22 protein-coding genes are annotated in these 19,672 nt (G+C 41.5%); 3 read left to right on the top strand and 19 right to left on the bottom strand.

Annotation, left to right across the window (positions count from 1 at the left end; all coding sequences use genetic code 11):
• The 7 genes from grpE to gpr form a co-directional block, all read right to left on the bottom strand.
• Positions 1 to 609: a nucleotide exchange factor GrpE gene (grpE, locus tag VK097_RS01595; RefSeq protein WP_324210045.1), complete on the bottom strand. Its 609-nt coding sequence runs from the start codon at positions 607 to 609 to the stop codon at positions 1 to 3.
• Positions 610 to 932: 323 nt separating this feature from the next.
• On the bottom strand, positions 933 to 1,964 hold the full coding sequence (gene hrcA, locus VK097_RS01590) for a heat-inducible transcriptional repressor HrcA (protein WP_324210044.1): 1,032 nt from the start codon (positions 1,962 to 1,964) through the stop codon (positions 933 to 935).
• A gap of 76 nt (positions 1,965 to 2,040) precedes the next feature.
• Positions 2,041 to 3,201, bottom strand: a complete 1,161-nt coding sequence (hemW, locus tag VK097_RS01585; RefSeq protein ID WP_324210043.1) for a radical SAM family heme chaperone HemW — start codon at positions 3,199 to 3,201, stop codon at positions 2,041 to 2,043.
• Positions 3,202 to 3,277: 76 nt separating this feature from the next.
• Positions 3,278 to 5,083, bottom strand: coding sequence for a translation elongation factor 4 (gene lepA, locus VK097_RS01580; RefSeq protein WP_324210042.1), 1,806 nt, complete (start codon positions 5,081 to 5,083; stop codon positions 3,278 to 3,280).
• 140 nt (positions 5,084 to 5,223) lie between these two features.
• Complete coding sequence (locus VK097_RS01575) at positions 5,224 to 5,532, bottom strand: hypothetical protein (protein WP_324210041.1); 309 nt, start codon at positions 5,530 to 5,532, stop codon at positions 5,224 to 5,226.
• Positions 5,533 to 5,544: 12 nt separating this feature from the next.
• Positions 5,545 to 6,726, bottom strand: a complete 1,182-nt coding sequence (spoIIP, locus tag VK097_RS01570) for a stage II sporulation protein P (protein ID WP_324210040.1) — start codon at positions 6,724 to 6,726, stop codon at positions 5,545 to 5,547.
• A gap of 163 nt (positions 6,727 to 6,889) precedes the next feature.
• The gene (gene gpr, locus VK097_RS01565) at positions 6,890 to 7,987 is read right to left on the bottom strand and encodes a GPR endopeptidase (RefSeq protein WP_324210039.1); all 1,098 of its coding nucleotides are present in this window, start codon (positions 7,985 to 7,987) and stop codon (positions 6,890 to 6,892) included.
• Positions 7,988 to 8,175: 188 nt separating this feature from the next.
• Between gpr and rpsT the strand changes: the two genes are divergently transcribed.
• A complete protein-coding gene (gene rpsT / locus VK097_RS01560; RefSeq protein ID WP_324210038.1) occupies positions 8,176 to 8,442 on the top strand; it encodes a 30S ribosomal protein S20 in 267 nt (88 codons plus the stop codon).
• 368 nt (positions 8,443 to 8,810) lie between these two features.
• Here the strand turns inward: rpsT and holA are convergent, their stop codons facing one another.
• Positions 8,811 to 9,824, bottom strand: a complete 1,014-nt coding sequence (gene holA / locus VK097_RS01555) for a DNA polymerase III subunit delta (protein ID WP_324210037.1) — start codon at positions 9,822 to 9,824, stop codon at positions 8,811 to 8,813.
• 317 nt (positions 9,825 to 10,141) lie between these two features.
• Between holA and VK097_RS01550 the strand changes: the two genes are divergently transcribed.
• Entirely contained in the window at positions 10,142 to 10,276 is a 135-nt protein-coding gene (locus tag VK097_RS01550) for a YqzM family protein (RefSeq protein WP_324210036.1), read from the top strand.
• 77 nt (positions 10,277 to 10,353) lie between these two features.
• Here VK097_RS01550 and VK097_RS01545 read toward each other — a convergent pair whose 3' ends face one another.
• From VK097_RS01545 to VK097_RS01495, 11 genes are all read right to left on the bottom strand, one after another.
• A complete protein-coding gene (locus tag VK097_RS01545) occupies positions 10,354 to 12,630 on the bottom strand; it encodes a DNA internalization-related competence protein ComEC/Rec2 (RefSeq protein ID WP_324210035.1) in 2,277 nt (758 codons plus the stop codon).
• Positions 12,631 to 12,639: 9 nt separating this feature from the next.
• Positions 12,640 to 13,203 (bottom strand): ComE operon protein 2, encoded by a 564-nt coding sequence (locus tag VK097_RS01540; protein WP_324210034.1) that lies wholly within the window; start codon positions 13,201 to 13,203, stop codon positions 12,640 to 12,642.
• A gap of 68 nt (positions 13,204 to 13,271) precedes the next feature.
• Positions 13,272 to 13,847 (bottom strand): helix-hairpin-helix domain-containing protein, encoded by a 576-nt coding sequence (locus tag VK097_RS01535; protein ID WP_324210033.1) that lies wholly within the window; start codon positions 13,845 to 13,847, stop codon positions 13,272 to 13,274.
• Positions 13,848 to 13,967: 120 nt separating this feature from the next.
• The gene (locus tag VK097_RS01530) at positions 13,968 to 14,720 is read right to left on the bottom strand and encodes a class I SAM-dependent DNA methyltransferase (RefSeq protein WP_324210032.1); all 753 of its coding nucleotides are present in this window, start codon (positions 14,718 to 14,720) and stop codon (positions 13,968 to 13,970) included.
• Between the two features lie 5 nt (positions 14,721 to 14,725).
• Positions 14,726 to 15,085, bottom strand: a complete 360-nt coding sequence (rsfS, locus tag VK097_RS01525; protein ID WP_324210031.1) for a ribosome silencing factor — start codon at positions 15,083 to 15,085, stop codon at positions 14,726 to 14,728.
• A gap of 4 nt (positions 15,086 to 15,089) precedes the next feature.
• Positions 15,090 to 15,662, bottom strand: coding sequence for a bis(5'-nucleosyl)-tetraphosphatase (symmetrical) YqeK (yqeK, locus tag VK097_RS01520; RefSeq protein ID WP_324210030.1), 573 nt, complete (start codon positions 15,660 to 15,662; stop codon positions 15,090 to 15,092).
• Positions 15,649 to 16,218, bottom strand: a complete 570-nt coding sequence (locus VK097_RS01515) for a nicotinate-nucleotide adenylyltransferase (protein ID WP_324210029.1) — start codon at positions 16,216 to 16,218, stop codon at positions 15,649 to 15,651. Before VK097_RS01515 ends, yqeK begins: the two co-directional genes overlap by 14 nt.
• A 129-nt stretch (positions 16,219 to 16,347) precedes the next feature.
• Positions 16,348 to 16,638 (bottom strand): ribosome assembly RNA-binding protein YhbY, encoded by a 291-nt coding sequence (yhbY, locus tag VK097_RS01510; protein ID WP_324210028.1) that lies wholly within the window; start codon positions 16,636 to 16,638, stop codon positions 16,348 to 16,350.
• A 2-nt stretch (positions 16,639 to 16,640) separates the two neighbouring features.
• A complete protein-coding gene (aroE, locus tag VK097_RS01505) occupies positions 16,641 to 17,486 on the bottom strand; it encodes a shikimate dehydrogenase (RefSeq protein ID WP_324210027.1) in 846 nt (281 codons plus the stop codon).
• 10 nt (positions 17,487 to 17,496) lie between these two features.
• Positions 17,497 to 18,597 carry a ribosome biogenesis GTPase YqeH gene (gene yqeH, locus VK097_RS01500; protein ID WP_324210026.1) on the bottom strand — a complete coding sequence of 367 codons (1,101 nt, stop codon included), beginning with the start codon at positions 18,595 to 18,597 and terminating at the stop codon, positions 17,497 to 17,499.
• Between the two features lie 2 nt (positions 18,598 to 18,599).
• Positions 18,600 to 19,115, bottom strand: a complete 516-nt coding sequence (locus tag VK097_RS01495; RefSeq protein ID WP_324210025.1) for a YqeG family HAD IIIA-type phosphatase — start codon at positions 19,113 to 19,115, stop codon at positions 18,600 to 18,602.
• A gap of 392 nt (positions 19,116 to 19,507) precedes the next feature.
• Between VK097_RS01495 and VK097_RS01490 the strand changes: the two genes are divergently transcribed.
• Positions 19,508 to 19,648: a sporulation histidine kinase inhibitor Sda gene (locus VK097_RS01490; RefSeq protein ID WP_324210024.1), complete on the top strand. Its 141-nt coding sequence runs from the start codon at positions 19,508 to 19,510 to the stop codon at positions 19,646 to 19,648.
• Positions 19,649 to 19,672: the final 24 nt, after the last annotated feature.

Genomic DNA, 19,672 nt, shown 5'->3' with positions numbered 1-19,672 from the left:
TTACTTATTAACTTTAACCATTGCTGGTCGAATAACGCGGTCTTTAAGAATATAGCCTTTCTGCAATTCTTCCACAATTGTGTCTGATTCGGCTTCTTCATCCTCTACTTGCATCACGGCATGATGAACGTTTGGATCAAATGGTTTTCCGACAGATTCAATCTCTTCAACACCCTGTGATTTAAGTGCTTCCTTAATTTGGTTGTAAACCATTGAAACACCATCAGCAAAGCCCTTTGTTTCCTCAGTAACTTCAACTTGCATTGCCCGTTCAAAATTATCGATTGCCGGCAATAATTCTTTTGCCAGATCTTCTGACTTGTACTTACTGACGGCTTCCTTTTCTTTTTGGGAACGCTTCTTGAAATTATCAAATTCTGCCTGATTGCGCAACAAGCGCTGCTGCAGGTCATCATTCTCCTGTTTCAGCTGACTGAGTTCAGCCTGAAGCGAATCTGCTTCTTTATCAGATGACTCTGTTTGTTCTGTGTCTTGTTCATCTGCATCGATGACTTCTGTGAAGACTTCTTCCTTTTCATGATCTTTTTGATCCTGTTCCTCATCTTTTGAGTCATTTTTGTTCATCGTTTCTTGATGTTGTTCAGTCATTCCCGCCACCTCCTAACTATGAAATTGCCACGATAGAATATAACATGATAAGCGCATGAAATAAAGTGAAACTTCATTCAGTGGAGTGTTTTTTCGCCACTGAATGTTAGTTGAACAGAATCGGGCATTTAGGGAAAGTTGACCTTTGTATCTTGGCGGGTTACTGTCCACTACCTGCCGGATAAACATTTACACATTAGAAAACTTGGCTCGTGCCAAGTCCGGATTGCACTTATGCAGACAGGAAAATTTCACCTTCCCCGCCTGTCAAAAAAGGACTGGAATCAGCCCCGCCATTCCGATATACCCTATAGGGACCTCATTTATTCATTATCTTGATACCACTTATACAGAACTTCTGACATTTCAGTTGATAGAGTGTCCAAAAGCTTAATCACTTTTTTATATTCCATTCGTGTCGGACCGAGCAATGCAATTGTACCCATCTGTTCTTCATTCAATTCATAAGTGGCTGTGATAAGACTGCAATCTTTTATTGCATCAACTTTATTCTCATGTCCGATTGTAACTTTTACGCCATCAGATGCACCTTTAAGCAAATTGGCGATTTCATCCTCTTCCTCAATCATGGAATAAAATGACCGGACCTTATCAATGTCATTGAATTCAGGCTGCATTAACAGATTTGTTTTGCCGCCGAAGTATAACTTCACCGGGTTTTCGCTGAAAAACACAGCTTTCAGATAATCATAGGATGTCTCAAAATCCGTCACATATTTATTCATCAGATTCATAATCTCAGTATTGAGTTTATCATGCAGCTTAAAAATCGGCACCCCATATAATCGATCATTTAAGATGTTTACCATTTTTTCCAAATCTGATGCATTAATGGCTTCAGGGACGGAAAATGACCGATGTTCCACATGGCCAGTGTTCGTAACCAAAATAGCAACGGATGTATTCTCTGACAGTGAGATGATTTGCAGCTGTTTTAATTTCGTCTCAAAAACTTCCGGACCCAGGATAATGGATGTATAGTTTGTTATCCGGGACAGTATTTCCGCAGAACTTTGGACGATTTGTTCAAACTCGAACAGACCATCCTGCATAATGTTATGGATGATTTGAACATTGCCTGCTGTTTGTTCAGGCGAAACCAGATGATCGACATAATACCGGTACCCTCTCTCTGAAGGTATTCGGCCGGAAGAAGAGTGTGTCTTCTCAAGGTAACCCATATCCTCCAAATCAGCCATTTCATTTCGTATGGTAGCCGAACTGTAATTAACGTCACCTTTCTTGGCAATCGAACGAGAGCCCACCGGTTGTGCCGTTTCGATGAAATCATCAACAATGACTTGCAGAATCAGCAATTGTCGTTCTGTTAACATGATGACCACCTCTGTTAGCACTCCTGGTTACCGAGTGCTAATGCTAAATATAAATTATCAAATCCTATTTTTTTTGTCAACGAACAACACTCAGGTCATCTTCCTCCAACAAAAATTGCGCAAATACTTCGTTTCCGAACAGGATTCCCTGATCGGTCAAACGCAGGTATTCGCCATCTGTCATAACCCAGCCCTTATCCTTTAAATAGGAAATTGCATCTTTATATAACAGTTCATATGGAATACCAAACTTCTCAATAAATTGCTGATTGCTGATGCCTTCCATCTTTCGTAAACCAAGGAACATCTCTTCTTCAATCATTTCCTTCATGCTGATTTCTTCTGTATTCAGAACCGGATAGCCATTTTCCAGAGCTTGTTTGATGTAAGCCGGCAGCGGCCGTATATTGCCGGTACGCTTTCCTGGTAAATAGCCATGTGCCCCGGCGCCAAATCCGTAATAATGTTCATTTTTCCAATAAACAAGATTATGAAGACTTTCATAACCGGGTTTTGCAAAATTGCTGATTTCATACTGCTGCAGTCCATTGTTCTTCATCGATTCTTTTAAAATGTCATACATACGAACTTCCTCTTCCTGAGGCGGACGGTGCAATTTACCTTTATGATAACGCTGGTAAAAAACCGTTTTCGGTTCAATCTGCAAAGCATATGCAGAATAATGCGGCAGATTAAAAGAAAGTGCTTCATCCAATGTTTGCCTAAAATGCTCAACTGTCTGATTCGGCAGTGCATAAATCATGTCAAGACTGACATTATCAAAGCCGTTTTGCTGCAATAATGCAACTGTACTGTAAACATCTTTTATTTTATGCAAGCGGCCGAGTTCTTCAAGCATTGCGTCATCAAACACTTGCACACCTAATGAAACCCGATTCACGCCAAAGCTTTTGAGTAATTTTGCTTTTTCTTCATCGAAATCACCGGGGTTTGCTTCAATACTGAATTCAGAAGCGCCGGCTACATCAAATTTAGCATCAATCAATTGCATAAGGGAGCGCAATTGTTCCAGATTCAATGCTGTCGGAGTGCCGCCGCCGATAAAAATAGTATTGACTTGGTTCTTTGTACCGTCAATTTGTGTATTAATTTCATTCGAAAGTGCTTCAATGTATTCCGTTGCCAGTTTTTCATTATAAAAAAACTTGGTGAAATCACAGTAATGACAAATTTGCTGGCAGAATGGGATATGGATATATACAGATTGTGCTTTCATAAGTTTCTCTCCTAAACGCAGAAAAGGGATAACTTCTGTCAGCCGGCAAAAGTTTTCCCTGCTCCATCAAAATTAGTTAATCTTCATTCATTTCCAGTACAGCCATAAACGCTTCCTGAGGGACCTCGACAGACCCTACCATTTTCATGCGCTTTTTACCTTCTTTTTGTTTCTCCAGAAGTTTACGCTTGCGGGAAATATCGCCGCCGTAACATTTGGATAAAACATTCTTTTTCATGGCCTTAATTGTCGATCGTGCAATGATTTTATTCCCGATCGCTGCCTGAACAGGCACCTCGAATTGCTGTCTTGGAATAAGATCCTTAAGCTTATCAACAATATGTTTCCCGCGTTCGAATGCAAAATCGCGGTGGACAATAAATGACAGTGCATCAATCGTATCACCGTTCAGCAAAATGTCCATTTTAACGAGATTTGACGGCCTGTAGCCGATTAGATCATAATCAAATGATGCATACCCTTTCGTTTGTGACTTCAGTTGATTAAAGAAATCATAAACAATTTCAGACAGAGGAATATGATAGACAATGTTGACGCGGATTTCGTCGAGATACTTCATATCAACAAATTGACCGCGTTTTTTCTGGGCGATTTCCATCACCGGTCCGACATAATCATTCGGCACCATAATGGTTGCTTCAACAAAAGGTTCCCGTACTTCATTAACAAGTTGGGAATCCGGCATAGTAGAAGGATTATCCACTTCAACGATTTCACCGTCTGTTTTCTCCACTTCATAAATGACAGAAGGTGCTGTTGTAATCAAATTAATATTGAATTCCCGCTCGATTCGTTCCTGGATAATTTCCATGTGCAATAAGCCCAAAAATCCGCAGCGGAAACCAAAGCCCAATGCCTGCGAACTTTCAGCCTCATATTGCAGGGAAGAATCGTTAAGTTCCAGACGTTCCAGCGCTTCACGAAGGTCATTATATTGGTTGGAATCAACCGGGAACAACCCGCAAAAAACCATCGGGTTCAGCCGTCTGTAACCGGGCAATGCTGTTTCTGCCGGTTGATTGGAAAGGGTAATCGTATCGCCAACCCTGGTATCGCCGACATTTTTGATTGAAGCCGTCAGAAAACCGACATCACCGACAGACAATTCTTGTTTTGGTACGGGATTTGGTCTGAAGACACCAATCTCAGTAACCTCAAATTCTTTTCCGTTTGCCATTAATTTGATTTTATCCCCGACTTTGACAGAACCTTCTTTAATACAAATATAAGTAATGACGCCGCGATAAGGATCATACACTGAATCAAAAATAAGTGCTTTCAGCGGCTTTTCAGGTTCACCGGATGGTGCAGGAATATCAGATACAATGCGCTCCATAATCTCATCAACGCCGATATCATCTTTTGCCGATGCTAAAATGACTTCATCTTTATCAATCCCGATGATATCTTCCAGCTCCCGGGCCACACGGTCAGGATCAGCATTCGGCAAATCGATTTTGTTGATGACAGGGATGAGTTCAAGATCGTTGTCCAACGCAAGATAAACATTGGCAAGTGTCTGTGCCTCAATACCCTGGGCAGCATCCACTATTAGAACAGCACCCTCGCATGCCGCAAGACTTCTGGATACCTCATATGTAAAATCGACATGTCCGGGCGTATCAATTAAATGAAATAAATACTCTTCCTCATTCTTGTTTTTATAATTTAACTGTACAGCATTCAGCTTGATGGTAATCCCGCGCTCGCGCTCGAGCTCCATCCCATCAAGAAATTGCTCTTTCATTTCACGCTGTGTCAATGCTTTTGTCTTTTCAAGTATACGATCTGCAAGCGTTGATTTCCCGTGATCGATATGAGCAATGATGGAAAAATTTCGTACATTCTCTTGTTTGATCATAAATGCAGTCCACTCCTACTTTGTCTCTCGCCATTTTTTACAGCCAAAGGCAAGGCTTAACTAGGATTGATTATAGCAATTGCACTGCATACATTCAAGAATAGCAGCAGATGCAGCGGCACTCGCTGTCAGCTGCTGCGTCAGAAAAATACTTGAACAAGCTGGTATGCCGCACCGACAACAAGCTCGTAAAATCCTTTAACACTCGATTCCAAAAATGATGCAGCCTTATATGTGAAATGCTCGGAGTTTTTCGTGCTCTCCAGCATTTTGTCGGACGAATCACTCTCGGTAACATTCCTTTCCACTATAATCTTTTCTTGATCCTGCACAACGGCCTCATTAATATCCTTAGAGCCACCACTCTCCTGATGAGTTCGATCCATTCCGATGGTCAGTCCTGTCAGAAAAAACACGACCAATGATAAAAGTATGACAAGTGAACGCATGATTTCCCCCTCCTATTGGCTGGCATTTACTTTTTCGGCATCCCAGTAATATTCACTGAACACGTCTGCAACGGCATCTGCAGTCCGAAATAATTCATCAAGGTTATTACCGACTCCCCCAAACTCTATTAACATGGCATTCGGTGATAAATCCTGGTTATAAATTCCATTACTGCCTGCTCCTTTTTTGGTAATAACGCCCCGGCTGAGACCTGGATATTTCTTCTCGATCAAATTGTGCAGGTTATTGGCAATTTCCAGATTTTTATCATAGCCATCATATTTTGCACCAACCACAAACATGACCCGGGCGTAATCTTTGCCGTTAATTTCTGTTGTTGTTTCATTTTTTGGACTTCCATCACGATGTAAGTCAAACGCATATTGTAAATCATCATTATCGGCAAATGCATCCTGGACGACATTTCTTGAGGCTTGGTACGATTGGTGATATTCCCAGTTTTTCTCATTTAAAATATTCATAATATCAGTGTGATCAACTTTTGAGCCAATCCCATTTGTTTCAAGTGCTTTGGCAAATCTTTCACTGACTTTTCCGATATTTACCTCCCCGTGCTGTGCTTCATCCGGGTTATCTGTATTCGGCAAATGCGGTAAAAATGACTCCCGGCTATGGGTGTTATAAATGAATACAACATCACGTTCCCCCGTACTCGGCTGCACTTCATTCCCCTGTTCATTTTTGCCATCCTCCTGTTGCTCCGGCTCGTCAATGACCGCTTCCCTGTCTTCCAAAATATCTTCAAGCGGAGGTGCTGATTCGACTGGAAGATTCGTGTAATCGGTTCCTTCACCTGCTATAATTATTTCATTCTGAAACGTTAGGAATCCCGGCAGTTCCTGTCCCAGCAAGCTTCTCGTGTCACTGGGTCTTACACTGGTAGTCATCTCAAATAACAGATTGCTTATATCAGGCAGCTCTCTGTCGTCCGGATAAGCTTCCCGGAAAGCCCGGTTTTCCATCGCCATCAGATACAAAAAAGTTGAACTGTTCAAGTCACTTGTCCAATTTGTAATCGTATTGGATGAAACCCGGTAAGCCGGGGACACTGCTGTCAAAAATCCTGCCAGAATGATTATGGCAGCGGCACAGATGATATAAATGGTGCTTCTGCTGTGAAAATGTCTTAAAAGCTTATTTTTTTTTGGTCTGCGATGACCTTTAAGGCACATGGTTCCACTCCCCTGAACTATTTCCGGATACTAAAATCTATGAAATAGTTTTAGAAGATAGAACCAACTCTTTTAAATCATTAAGACATGATAGAACATCTCTGTTGATGTTTTAAGAGGCTATACAAAAAGGTCCGGTTATTCTCCTTTTTGAACACGCACTTTAACGGGTGTATGATGTGAAGTTTTCAACTGTTACTTTATCGTGCAGGGCAGCATTTAAACCATTTGCAATCACTGTGGCCATATCCTTCATGAAGCCATCAACTTCTTTTGGGGTTACCATTAAGTTATGACCAATCGGTGTCAGGACTTCCTGAATCAATGATTTTTTCTCTTCCTCCGATAAATTTCCGACGATTCCGAGGAAAGTTTTGCGCTTCTCTTCATCCGGCAGATCTTCTTCCGTAAATGCTTTATCACCAAAAGACAGCCCGGCAGGTGTTAAGGATTTGGACGGTTTATCCTTTTCACGCATCTCCCGCCCAAAATGTTTCAGCATGAAATCGATCGTATCGCTTGTGATCGTCACAGCATCAACAACCGTGGGACATCCGACAGCGAATACAGGCACTCCAATTGTCTCTTCGCTCAGTTCCTTCCGTTTATTCCCCACACCGGAGCCCGGATGAATCCCCGCGTCCGAAATCTGGATGGTTTCATTGACACGTTCGACCGATCTGGATGCAAGTGCATCAATGGCAATCACGAAATCAGGATTGAACTTTTCTACTATCCCAAAAATAATATTGCTCGTTTCCATCCCGGTGACACCCATGACACCCGGCGAGACTGCCGCTACCGGACGATATCCTTCTGACACGGATTCATGTTCCAGCTGAAATAGATGGCTTGTCACAAGCACTTTCTCTACGGACAACGGTCCCAGCGCATCCGGGGTGACATTCCAATTACCAAGCCCGACAATTAGCCCAGTGCCGCCAGAAGGAACATTATTTTTCCCCAATAATTGTTCCAATTCCTTTCCAAATACCCTAGCAGCATTCTCTTGCTTGCCTGTATCCTGTTCTTTGACCCCATCAGCATAAATCGTGATATATGAGCCCTGTTTTTTTCCCAGACGTTGTTCGCCTTCATTATCTATATCAACATAGGTTACTGCTATATCTCCCTCGTTTTTTTCTTTGATTGTGACACCTTTTATGTCTTTCGTTTGCTCTTCTTCTTTCTCAACGTACATATCCCTGGCTTCGACGGCCAAATCTGTTCTGACGTTATAGCGATGTTCGTTTTCCTCCATTGCTGACCCTCTCTTTCATACTCTTACTTGATATCATTAATATGTTTAACGATTTTCATTCAAATCATACAGGCCCGGTGTTAAGCTGTTGAAAAGCACGCTTTCGTTTGGTAAAATGTCCTTTGCTGGACTAGAAACAATAGAAATAATGTTTTATCCATTGCGAATATTCTCAGGAGGTGACATCATTGGCAAATATTAAACAAGCAAAAAAGCGTGTTAAAATGAATGAAAAGAAGTACGCGCATAACATCGAATTCAAATCAGAGATGCGCACGCATATTAAACGGCTGGAGAAAATGATTGCACAAAAGGATGCGGAAGGGGCAAAAGCTGCTCTACCTATCACATTCAGAAAGATTGACAAGGCAATTCAACATGGAAACATCCATAAGAATAGGGGCAACCGTCAAAAATCACGCTTAACGAAAAAGGTAAATGAATTAAGCGCGTAAGAACAAAGGCTCGGGGCGCCCGTTTAGCGACGTACGGACTGCGCTCAGCGCTGCAGCTGGGTCGGCGTTGCCGCGCATCGCGGCGGTTTTAGCCGATCTGCCCCACTGGCCGCAGGAGATAAAGGAAACATGCCCCCTCATAGGGGGTATGCCGACGTTGGGCGCAAGGCCCGGGTTTAGTCGGCCTTCCTTGGACTTCTGGAATCGCTGTTGACTTATCGGACGGAGGTGAAGGAAGTCACGCTACAGCTTTAGCGCTGGAGCCGGACGTGGCTATTTTTGATAAAGCATTCGTAGAGCCAAAAATTTATACTTTCTTATGTAATTAAAAAACGATCCTGCAGAAGGATCGTTTTTTACATTAGCTGCTATTTTGTTAATTCGTGCAATAAAAGTTCAAAAGCCAGTTCTTTCTCCATTTTCCCCTGTTTTATCGCTGTGTCGGTCTGCGTTAATTTATCTATGATGCTTTCCAGACGTTGAGTCGAGAACTTTCTTTCCCTTTGACTTGCCATTTTAATAACGTACGGATGTGCACCGATTCTTTTCTGCATCTGAGATTGACTGTATCCTTTCTGATTGAGCAGCTTCACATGCAAAATCATGCGAAACTGAAACGCTAGTAAAGCAATCAGTCCAATCGGGTCCTCTCTCATTTTCTCCAGATCTTTATAAATTGAAATGGCTTTATGCAGATTACGGTCTATGACAGCATCAACAAGTCTTAGTGATGAATTTGTTTCGGTGTGGGAAATCAGGTTTTCTGCAATGTTTTTTGTAACCACACCGTTTTGACCAACGTGTAAAGCCAGCTTTGTCAGCTCATTTTTCACCTGATACAAATTGGTTGAAAGTTCCGATTCAAGCATATCATAAGCATCGTTTTCAATTGTTATCTGCATGCTGCCGGCAAGGTTTTTAATCCAATTCTTCAATTCATAGTCCCCGATTGGATTACATTCCGCGACAGCGCTGTGCTGTTTTAAGGTTTTGGTTATCTTTTTCCGTTCGTCAATCTTTTCATATGGTGCCGTGAAAACAATTACAGAATAGTCAACAGGCTGACTGAGGTATTGGATGACACTTTCCAAATCATGCTCGAACGGCAATTTATCAGGCTTTGCTTTTAAAAACGATGGATTATTGGCATAAACCAGTTTTTTGCCGCCGAAAAAAGGATATGTTTCAGCATCTGTGATCACTTCCTGGACGGGGGTTTCTTCCAAGTCATATACAGATAAATTCTCATTTTCACCATCCAGAACCGCTTCACTCAGATGTTTTGTGATATTTCGAATAAAATATGATTCCGTTCCATATAATAAATATACTGGTGCAATCTGTTTTTGCTTTACTTGCTGCAATACTTGCTTATATGACATACGATTCACTCCAATTATGCGATATAATTAAGCGTAAAGCGTATGCAGCGGATTCGCAAGTAATTTTAAAGATCATATATGGAAGCAGAGGGAAATGGGTTTTCCCCTTCCCCTCTGTCATCTATATAAACGTTTAAAACCCAGCCCTAGGAACTGACTTTTAAACGATATTTGTAGTTATAGCTTAACCCCTGCAGCCAAAAGTATAGCTGTTAACTCTTTCTAATAATGGTAGTCATTCATTAAAAACTTTTTACACATAAGTGGATTTTTTTATGTATTTATTTTATACTTGTGATTGTATAGGAGGGGTAAACGTGAACGATTTTGAAAAGGAAGTACAGTCAAAAAATAATGATGTAGTCGATTCCATTAAAGGATTTACAGGTGCTTTTGTATTCTTTGTACTGATTTTTGCAATTGGTGCCGTTTTTAATTTCGTTGGATCCTGATTTTAATCACCATACTTATACTTAAAAAGAGACTGCTGCATTGAATGCCTCAGTCTCTTTTTACATGTCAATACAGCTTATGGGAGATACGTTAAAAATGTTCCTTCCGATCCGTAAAAATAAAACTGAATTGCCCCGTTTTGGTCCGTTCTGATGATACGGATATTTTCTTTTTTGAGCTTATCAAGAACAGCTTTGTGCGGATGGCCGTACATATTATTTTCACCGGCAGAAATCAGTCCATACTCCGGCTGAACGTTTTCAAGAAATTCGGGATCGGTCGAAGTGCTGCTGCCATGATGTGCAACCTTTAGGACATCAGCCTGCAATTCGGGGTATGCGTTTATGAGCTCTCGTTCCGTCCCACTTCCAATGTCCCCTGTAAACAGCCATGTTTTCCCGCCCATTGCGGTATATAAAACAAGTGAATTTTCATTAGTGGACGCTTTATCCCGGGAAGGTGCCAATACATGGAATGTCTGATCTGCGATTGTTATTGCCTCCTCTGGAGAAACACGGACAATAGCGGTGCCATTATCCGATAAAGTCGCAGTCATTTGTTCAGAAAATGAATAATACTCACTCACAACAACAGCATTAACCATTTTATTTTCAATGATATACTGCAAACTTCCCATATGATCTGTATCTTCATGTGAAATAAAAGCTGCATCAACTTCGCTTATACCTCTGGAGTACAGATAAGGCCGAATAATCTGCTTAAAAGCAGCATCACTGACCGTGTCATTTTCAAACGACATTTTCGCGCCTGCATCAATTAAGATGACTCCTTGCCGGTAAGGGAGTTCAATGACTATCGCGTCACCCTGCCCGATATCTAGCATTGTTACGGTGCCGGCCGGCGAAAGATACGGTCTGCAGGTAATGATTATAAGCAAAGCCGTCAGACAGCATCCGTACAGAAAAGCCCGATTTTGCCGCTCAGTCTCCAATTTACCCATTAAGATTAAAAGCACAGCATAATACACGAAGGTACCTGCCAGCGGAAATGACCCAATCACCCACGGGAAATACAACATCTGATCAATCGCTTGGATCATCAGCATAAACAGTTCATGAATATGGACGAATAATCTGTCAATATACGAAATCAGAAAACCTGCCAGCGGGGCGCTAAGCAACATGAAGAACATCAGCGGTATGACAAACAGCGTAAAATAAGGAACAACGATGAGGTTTAATAAAATGGAAAGCGGCTGAAATGTGAAGAAGTATTCAACCTGAAGCGGTAAAATAATCATTTGCGAGACGAAGCTGATTTTAAGGACAGCGAAAAACGAATCATTTGATTGTGACAGCCATTTTTTTGATAGAAGCAACCCCAGCGTGACCGCAAACGACAATTGAAACCCGATATGGTACACAATATAAGGATCCCATAGGATAAGTGTTATAAATACAATGCTAAGTACATCCGTAATACTGAATTTCCAATTCATTTTATTTGCTATCATAAACAAAAAGACCATAGCGCTTGCTCTGATAACAGATGGTTCCCCACCGGCAATCAGCGCGTAAAGCGGTAAAATGAAAATAACAGCCCACTGCGCCTTTTCTTTCGTAAGAACATTCATTTTGACAAGTAAAAAATAGAATAACCCGACAAGCAGGCCGACATGCAGTCCGGAAATAGCTAATATGTGTGACAAATTCCAGCGCTGAAAAAGCTCGGTTGTTTCTTCACTAATTTGAGTATCATCCCCTAATACCAGGGCATTCAGCCAACCAGCTGTTTCGGGGCTGATTTCATTCTGAACAAACTGTATCAGGTCGGTTCTGAGCTGATAAACATTGCTCAGAAATGATGACCCGCTGCACTCAAGATTTTCCAATGAACCAATGACAATCTGATAAGTGATTCCCCGCCCCAGCAAAAACTTCTGATAATCAAACTGTCCCGGATTTCTGGCGGCATCCGGCAATACTGGCTTGCCATAAACGGTGCATGATGCGCCGTATTTTAAATTATGATGACCTGTTGGGCGATTTTTGAAATAAACAATCAGATATTTATGGCCGGATGCCTGATCATTAAATTCAAAGGCAATCCTTGATTCTGATTCGCCTATCGGGCTTGTAATCCGTCCCGTGAAAGCTGATTTGTCAGATGTGAAATTTTCATCTTCCGGAGGTCGATCCAATACTGGTATATAACTGTAGGTGAATATGGAGAGGGTTAAGGAAATGAGGACCGTTATCTTCCCTAACCTTTGATGATAAAACAGTAACAGAATCCAGAAGAAAAACAGGGCTATAAACCATTTGCTCTCTAACAGAATTGCAAGGAAACTTAACGCAATGCCTAAAGCGGGGATGTGCCAATATCCTTTCATGACAGCATCCTACAATTTAAACAAAGATTCAGCCTTAGCTTTTAAGGCAGCATATTTTTCAGGATCATCTGTCTGTGATTCAAGTTCTTCCAGAAGCTGACGAATATAAGCTTCTTTTTCCCGGTAATGATAATCGACTGCAAGATCAGTTAATGCTACTTTCTTAGTCTCAATGCCCGCATCTGCAAACAGTTCTTCAGCATATGGATGGTTTTTATAATCCTCAGCATAATAAAGTGTTTTAATCCCGGCCTGGATAACCTGCTTGCAGCATTGGAGACAAGGGAAATGAGTCACGTAAATTTCGGAACCTTCTGTTGGGACACCGAATTTAGCGCATTGCAAAAGAGCGTTTGCTTCTGCATGAATGGTCCGGACACAATGCCCATCAATCACATAGCAGCCCTCATCGATACAGTGGACGCCTCCGGAAACACTGCCGTTGTATCCGCCGGCAATAATTCGTTTATCGCGGACAATTGTCGCTCCGACCATTAGCCTCGTACACGTGCTGCGAAGTGCCAGTAAATGACTTTGTGCCATAAAATATTGGTTCCATGAGATTCTTTCCATAATTGTATTCCCACCTTTACATATCTGTTTTAAAGTTTACCTTCAGCTTATGAAATTCGTCAATAACATTAAGGAACCTGTATATCATCCTTCAGCGATTCGAGCGTTTTCTCGCCGATACCTGATACATCGAGCAGGTCATCTGCTGTTTCAAAAAAGCCGTTTTCATCGCGGTACTGAATGATTGCCGCTGCTTTGGACGGACCGATGCCGTTAAGACTTTCAATTTCCTCCTGAGCTGCATAGTTAAGCCGCACCTTGTCATTACCGCTCGTCCCCGGGCCAGAGGCAGCCTCACCCGTCTTCGGGATCATAACAACCATTTCATCCTGCACTTTTTGTGCCAGATTAACCATTGACTGATCAGCATCTTTCGTGAAACCACCGGCCATTTGAATGACATCATTCACCCGTGATTCGGTTTCAATTTCATACACACCCGGACGGGCTATCTCACCTTTCACATCAACCATCACTGTTGCAGGCGACTGTTTCTCTGCATCCGTTACAGCTGATGTTTCCTCAGGAATCGGATTTGACTGGCTGGTAATTTTATCGGTGTCGTCGTTACTAAAAATTAGAAAAGCACCAATAACAAAAGCTATCGCAATCGGGAAAACATATTTTTTGAGGGAATCAAGCAATTTGAAGTCACATCCTTTAGGAGAAAATAGAGGGCAGAAAATAAATGATAGTGGACTATACTTAGTTATTCGACAAATGTTTTCAAAACCCTTTTTAAAAACAAAAACGGTCGAAAAAAATTATTCCGACCGTTTAACAGCAGTTATAAATATCCGTTCAGCCAATTCATCAATTTTATCATTTTCCAGCGAAAAGTCACCGGATATAAGCTGAATATCAAACCCGGCGTCATTTAATAAATCTTTAAACAAATTCACGGAAAATGTCCGCTGATGATGCCATTCATCAAAACGGGCATACTGACCTTCATTCTCAACGAAAAATGTCAGATCATGATACATCTCACCCTGATTCTCACCTTCCAGACAAAACCATATGCAGGAAACAGCATCACTCACTTCAGCAAATGTCTGATTGACCAGATGATTCTCAACATGATTAAGTGAATGGATATCAAATACAAACAGGCCTCCCGGTTTTAATGAATCGGCAGCATTTTCGAGCACCGCAGGCAGCTCGTCCGGTTCCGTTATATAGTTCAGCACATCACAGTAACTGACTGCCATATCCTGATTTTCAATCCCCGTTAACGTACGAAGATCCTGATGCACCCATTGTACTGTCAAATTTTCAGCACGCGCACGCTGGTCTGCAATGCTCAGCATGTCAGCGGAACTGTCTGCTCCAATCATCCGATAGCCGGCTCGGGCGAGTCTTGTCGTTATTTGCCCTGTTCCGCAACCCAGATCGACAATTGATTCAATCTTTTTGCCGGACTGATGAATAATTTGTTCAGTGAATGATATCCATTTGTCATATGGCGCGTCTTCCATCAGCAAATCATAGTAATGTGCCATCTGGTGATAAGCCATATACATTACCTGCTGTTCCCGGCAATCTGGAGCTCAACTTTTGTTGCATCCCCCCATAAACGTTCCAGGTTATAATAATTCCGCTCATCCTGATGGAAAATGTGACAGACAACATCGTCCAAATCCACTAAGATCCAGCGAGCCTGTTCAAATCCTTCCATTCGTTTAACATCAATGTCAACCTCATCCATCGATTCTTTGATGGCTCTTGCAACTGCCTGGACCTGACGCTCGTTGCTGCCGTGGCAAATCAGAAAATAATCAGCCATTAATGAAACATCTTGCATATCAAGGGCAACAATGTCCCCTGCCCGTTTATCTTCACAGGCTTTCGCAATCACTTCAATAAGTTCCTTGCTTTCCATGAATTCAATTACCTCCATTCAAATGTATCGTTAAATCATTATATGCATAAAACGTATCAGGATAAACGGTTCCATGTTTGCTGATTAGAAACTGGATGGTATTCCGTAAAGCCATCCAAGCAGCACGATACAAATCCGAATTTGCTGCTTCCCTTACTTCTTCCACCCCTGGAAAAGATCTTCCAGGCTCAATATAATCAGCAACAAACAGAATCGTTTCAAATTGACTCATCCCGCCTCTTCCGGTTGTATGATACCGGATGGCATTTTTGATATCTTCATCCGCTATCCCATATTCTTGTTCCATAATGACAGACGCAACAGGCCCGTGCCAAAGCTCATGATGATATAAAAGCAGGTCTTTGGGCAATTCACTCTCATTGATAACCCGTCTCATGTCTTCCAGTGGAAAATACTTGGCAAAATCATGCAAAATAGATGCCAGTTCCACTTTCCCGGCGGGTTCATTGTTTTTTTCGGCTAATGCAACAGCCGTTTCCGCAACTCTTAATGTGTGTTGAAATCTTGCCTGTTTAAGATGCGGTCTGACAAGATCGATTGCTTCATCTGTTTTCATATAAACTTTTCTCCTTTAAGTAAGCTTCCACACTGGATGTCACCATATATTTGACCGATTTGCGTTCAAGGACGCGCTGTCTTATGTCAGTTGATGACAATTCAATCAAAGGAACATCCACTTCAAGGATCGGATAATCAGTCTTAAGCTCATATCCTTTCCGCTTAACTCCGACAAACGTTACCAAATCAAGCAGATCGTCAATATGCTTCCAATGCGGCAAGTACTCGACCATATCCGCTCCGATGATAAAATAAAATTCAGCATCCGGATTCTCATCATTCAACGCCTTCATTGTATCAAATGTATAGGACTTCCCTAAACGATTCACTTCAATAGTATTGATTCGAAAACGCGCGTTTCCGGAAATCGCTCTTTCCACCATTTCAACTCGGGCTTTGGAGTCAACGCGTGCTTTTTGTTTGTGCGGCGGTTTGTAAGAGGGGATGAACCATATTCCATCAAGGTCCAGAACCTCGCACACTTCCTCAGCCACTATTAAATGTCCCATATGTGGCGGATCAAACGTTCCGCCTAATATTCCGATTCGTTTCATGCATCAATTACTCCTTTATCCCGCTTGCAACGAGCAGCAATCTCCCCCAAATAACCGGTCGAACTGCTCATAATGCCCGATTCTGTTAAACTGACATTGAGTGGGGAAAAGCCCCCATTGAATGACGATTTATGGAAGCTCAATCTGTTTGTTTTCTTTCGACTCTTTATAAAGGATGATATTTTTGCCAATAATCTGGACGATTTCTGCTCCGGTAGCGACAGCCAGTTTTTCCGCAGCGGTATTTTTATCTTCAGGGCTGTTCTGCAAAATACTAACTTTCATCAGTTCACGTTTTTCCAGTGCTTCTCCTATTTGTTCGGTCATATTATCATTGACCCCTGTTTTACCGACCTGAAAAATCGGCTTTAAATGATGTGCTTCAGATCGCAAATGACGTTTTTGTTTACCAGTTAACATTTTTACCTTCCTTCCAGTTTATGTTTTAACAGCTCTTCCATATCATCAGCCGGTATTTTTTTTGATGTCCAAAGTTCAAAAGCATATTGTGCCTGATATAACAGCATTGTATGGCCATAATGAATGGACGCACCTTGTTGACTTGCTTGATGTAAAAATTCGGTTTTAATCGGCTGATAAACAATATCACTGACAATACTGTTTTCATGCAGCTGATCCAGCGAAATAATCGTATCGCTGACATTGGGTTTCATCCCGATGTTCGTTGTCTGGATAATTAAATCATAGGTTCCAAGACGTTTTTCCGCGCTTTCCAGCGCCATGATCGACGTTTGGGTAGTTGTATCGCCCAATTCGGCTATGGCTTCGGCACTTGATTGTGTCCGGTTGGCGATATCTATCCGGATAAAACCTTCTTTCAGCAAACCATAATAAATACCGCGCGCAGCACCGCCAGCACCTACGAGTAATATACTGCTCATCTTATTTTGAAAAATAGACGGGTAATGACGCTTCAAACTGGTGATATAGCCGATCCAATCTGTATTATGTCCGGTCCATTCCCCATCTCTGTGCACGACTGTGTTAACAGCTCCGATTGTTTGAGCATCTTCATCCATTTGATCAAGGTGATTGATTATTCGTTTTTTATATGGAACTGTCACGTTAAACCCATCGAACTGGCTGCTTTTTATCTTTTCGATTTCTTCCCCGAACGATTCATCCGGATTTATCTCCTGCATAGAATAATTACCTTCCAACCCGGCCTTTATAAGAAATTGCTGATGAATCCATGGGGACAGCGATTGTTTAATAGGATAGCCAATAAGTCCCAATTCATATTTCATAGAACCCCTCCTATATAAAAGACCTTCTTAACGATATCCTGACATTTTCAGGACTGTGCACTGAGACCGTTATATCTCCCTTTGGAACCGTCACCCAGCCTAATCCGGGAAAAACAATATCTGTTTTTTCCTGCTCAATTCGATGCGTATGGGCAGTCAGTTCAGGTATCATTTTAAGTGTTTCAAGGTCTGGAGGTGACAAGAGTCCGCCGCTGTGTTCGTTCAGCAAATTATCGGCATTTTTCAATTTGGTCCGGTGAATGGATAATTGATTTGAAAAATAACATATAAATGACTGCCTTTCGCCTTTAATGAAATCAAGGCGGGCAAGACCGCCAAAGTAAAGCGTCTGCTGATTGTTCAGCTGGTAAACCCTCGGCTTAACCTCTTTTTTTGGTGTAATGATTTTCAGATCATTGTCAGATATATAATGTGCTACTTGATGCCGGTTAACGATTCCCGGCGTGTCTATTAATGATGTATCTTCATCCAGGGGTATTTCAATAAAACCCAAAGTTGTCCCGGGAAAGTACGACGTCGTAATCACGTCTGTTGTCCCGGTAGTTTTTTGGATCAATTTATTTATGAAGGTGGATTTGCCGACATTGGCAGTTCCGACGATGTAAACATTCTGATGATTTCGTTTCATTTCGATTGCTTCTGACAAATCAGGCAGGCCATGGCCTTTTGCCGAAGAAATCAGATAAACACCTTCCACCGAAATCCCTGCCTTATTCGCCATTGTCCGCAGCCATTTAATCAGCTTATTGCGGTTTGTCGACTTTGGCAGCAAATCCATTTTATTTGCTGCCAGAATAACGGGCTTATCCCCGACAATGCGTGAAAGACCTTCAATTATCGTTCCGTCAACATTGAAAATATCAACCAAATGGACCACTAGACCTTTTTTGTCCCGGATTTGACTGACCATCGCCAGAAAGTCATCATCAGTCATGGAAACATCCTGTATATCATTATAGTGTTTTAAACGAAAGCACCGTTTGCAAAGGATGATGTCCCGATCCAGTGCGGATTCGGGTGTGTAGCCGGCTTCATCAGGGTTGGATGTTTGGATGAAGGCGCCGCAGCCCTGGCATTTTATCTCTTCCATTCTTATTCCTCCCAGCTTATCTTGCCCTTTTTTCGCATATAACTTAAGATCCGCCGTTCAATTTTCCGGTTAATCCGTGTGACCTTTCCGTCAGTTTGAACGATCGGCACAACCAGTATCGTATAAAAACCTGCCATATTGCCGCCAAGCACATCCGTCAGAACCTGATCTCCAATGACGACAATTTCGTTCTTTTGTAATTTCATTTCCTTTGCCGCTTTTTTAAATGCCTGGCTCAAGGGCTTTCGGGCACTGAACAGGAACGGGGTGTCAAGCGGCTCAGAGAAGATTTTCACCCGTTCCCACTTATTATTTGAAATAATCGTTACTTTTATATTATGATCCTTCATCTGTTGGAACCATTTGGTAATTTCCGGCGTTGCATTTGCAACGTCCCATGCAACTAGTGTGTTATCCAAATCCGTAATAATTCCTTTAATTCCTTTTTCTTTTAATGCTTCAGGACTGATATCAAAAATGCTTTTGACATGTTCATTTGGCAAAAAGAGATTCAGCAACCGTTACACCTCTTAAACTTATTTAGCTATTGTCGGGTTTTTTCCTATGTAATACACATCACTATGATTAAAACAATCGTATAACAGATACTTATTATAACTCAACCCTATACCACCTTTCCATCATCGAAAATAAATAACGCAAAGAAATACAGGAAAATATGCCAAGAAACGTTCGACAATTTCTTTCATTTTTCGCGCTGTGGATAACTTTATACACAAAATCCACACCGCAACATCAACAATTTTCGCCTTATTTCATTATTTGTTCACAAGTTATCTACAAGCACTTGTAGATAATATCAATCTTGTTATGCTTATTATTTCATGATAACTTATTAACTATCACTTGATATACAATTGGTTGTTTTAAGTTTAGGAGGGCTGTATTCATGGAGTATTTATCTGATGAGCTGTTGCTGGAATCATATTTTAAAGCGAATGAATTGAACTTAAGCCCCGACTTTATACATTTAATTGAAAAAGAAATTTGCAAACGAGATCTAATGCATAAAGTAAAACTATATAATTGAGTATCGCCTGTAAGTCCCCTGACT

It is taken from the genome of Lentibacillus sp. (assembly GCF_035301675.1).
Lineage (GTDB): Bacteria > Bacillota > Bacilli > Bacillales > Amphibacillaceae > Lentibacillus.
This window is presented reverse-complemented; position numbering and strand designations above follow the sequence as displayed.

Coding starts and splice junctions, on each gene's coding strand:
- grpE (WP_324210045.1), bottom strand. CDS start 609: ATGACTGAACAACATCAAGAAACGATGAACAAAAATGACTCAAAAGAT.
- hrcA (WP_324210044.1), bottom strand. CDS start 1,964: ATGTTAACAGAACGACAATTGCTGATTCTGCAAGTCATTGTTGATGAT.
- hemW (WP_324210043.1), bottom strand. CDS start 3,201: ATGAAAGCACAATCTGTATATATCCATATCCCATTCTGCCAGCAAATT.
- lepA (WP_324210042.1), bottom strand. CDS start 5,083: ATGATCAAACAAGAGAATGTACGAAATTTTTCCATCATTGCTCATATC.
- VK097_RS01575 (WP_324210041.1), bottom strand. CDS start 5,532: ATGCGTTCACTTGTCATACTTTTATCATTGGTCGTGTTTTTTCTGACA.
- spoIIP (WP_324210040.1), bottom strand. CDS start 6,726: ATGTGCCTTAAAGGTCATCGCAGACCAAAAAAAAATAAGCTTTTAAGA.
- gpr (WP_324210039.1), bottom strand. CDS start 7,987: ATGGAGGAAAACGAACATCGCTATAACGTCAGAACAGATTTGGCCGTC.
- holA (WP_324210037.1), bottom strand. CDS start 9,824: ATGTCATATAAGCAAGTATTGCAGCAAGTAAAGCAAAAACAGATTGCA.
- VK097_RS01545 (WP_324210035.1), bottom strand. CDS start 12,630: ATGAAAGGATATTGGCACATCCCCGCTTTAGGCATTGCGTTAAGTTTC.
- VK097_RS01540 (WP_324210034.1), bottom strand. CDS start 13,203: ATGGAAAGAATCTCATGGAACCAATATTTTATGGCACAAAGTCATTTA.
- VK097_RS01530 (WP_324210032.1), bottom strand. CDS start 14,720: ATGGCTTATCACCAGATGGCACATTACTATGATTTGCTGATGGAAGAC.
- rsfS (WP_324210031.1), bottom strand. CDS start 15,085: ATGGAAAGCAAGGAACTTATTGAAGTGATTGCGAAAGCCTGTGAAGAT.
- yqeK (WP_324210030.1), bottom strand. CDS start 15,662: ATGAAAACAGATGAAGCAATCGATCTTGTCAGACCGCATCTTAAACAG.
- VK097_RS01515 (WP_324210029.1), bottom strand. CDS start 16,218: ATGAAACGAATCGGAATATTAGGCGGAACGTTTGATCCGCCACATATG.
- yhbY (WP_324210028.1), bottom strand. CDS start 16,638: ATGTTAACTGGTAAACAAAAACGTCATTTGCGATCTGAAGCACATCAT.
- aroE (WP_324210027.1), bottom strand. CDS start 17,486: ATGAAATATGAATTGGGACTTATTGGCTATCCTATTAAACAATCGCTG.
- yqeH (WP_324210026.1), bottom strand. CDS start 18,597: ATGGAAGAGATAAAATGCCAGGGCTGCGGCGCCTTCATCCAAACATCC.
- VK097_RS01490 (WP_324210024.1), top strand. CDS start 19,508: ATGGAGTATTTATCTGATGAGCTGTTGCTGGAATCATATTTTAAAGCG.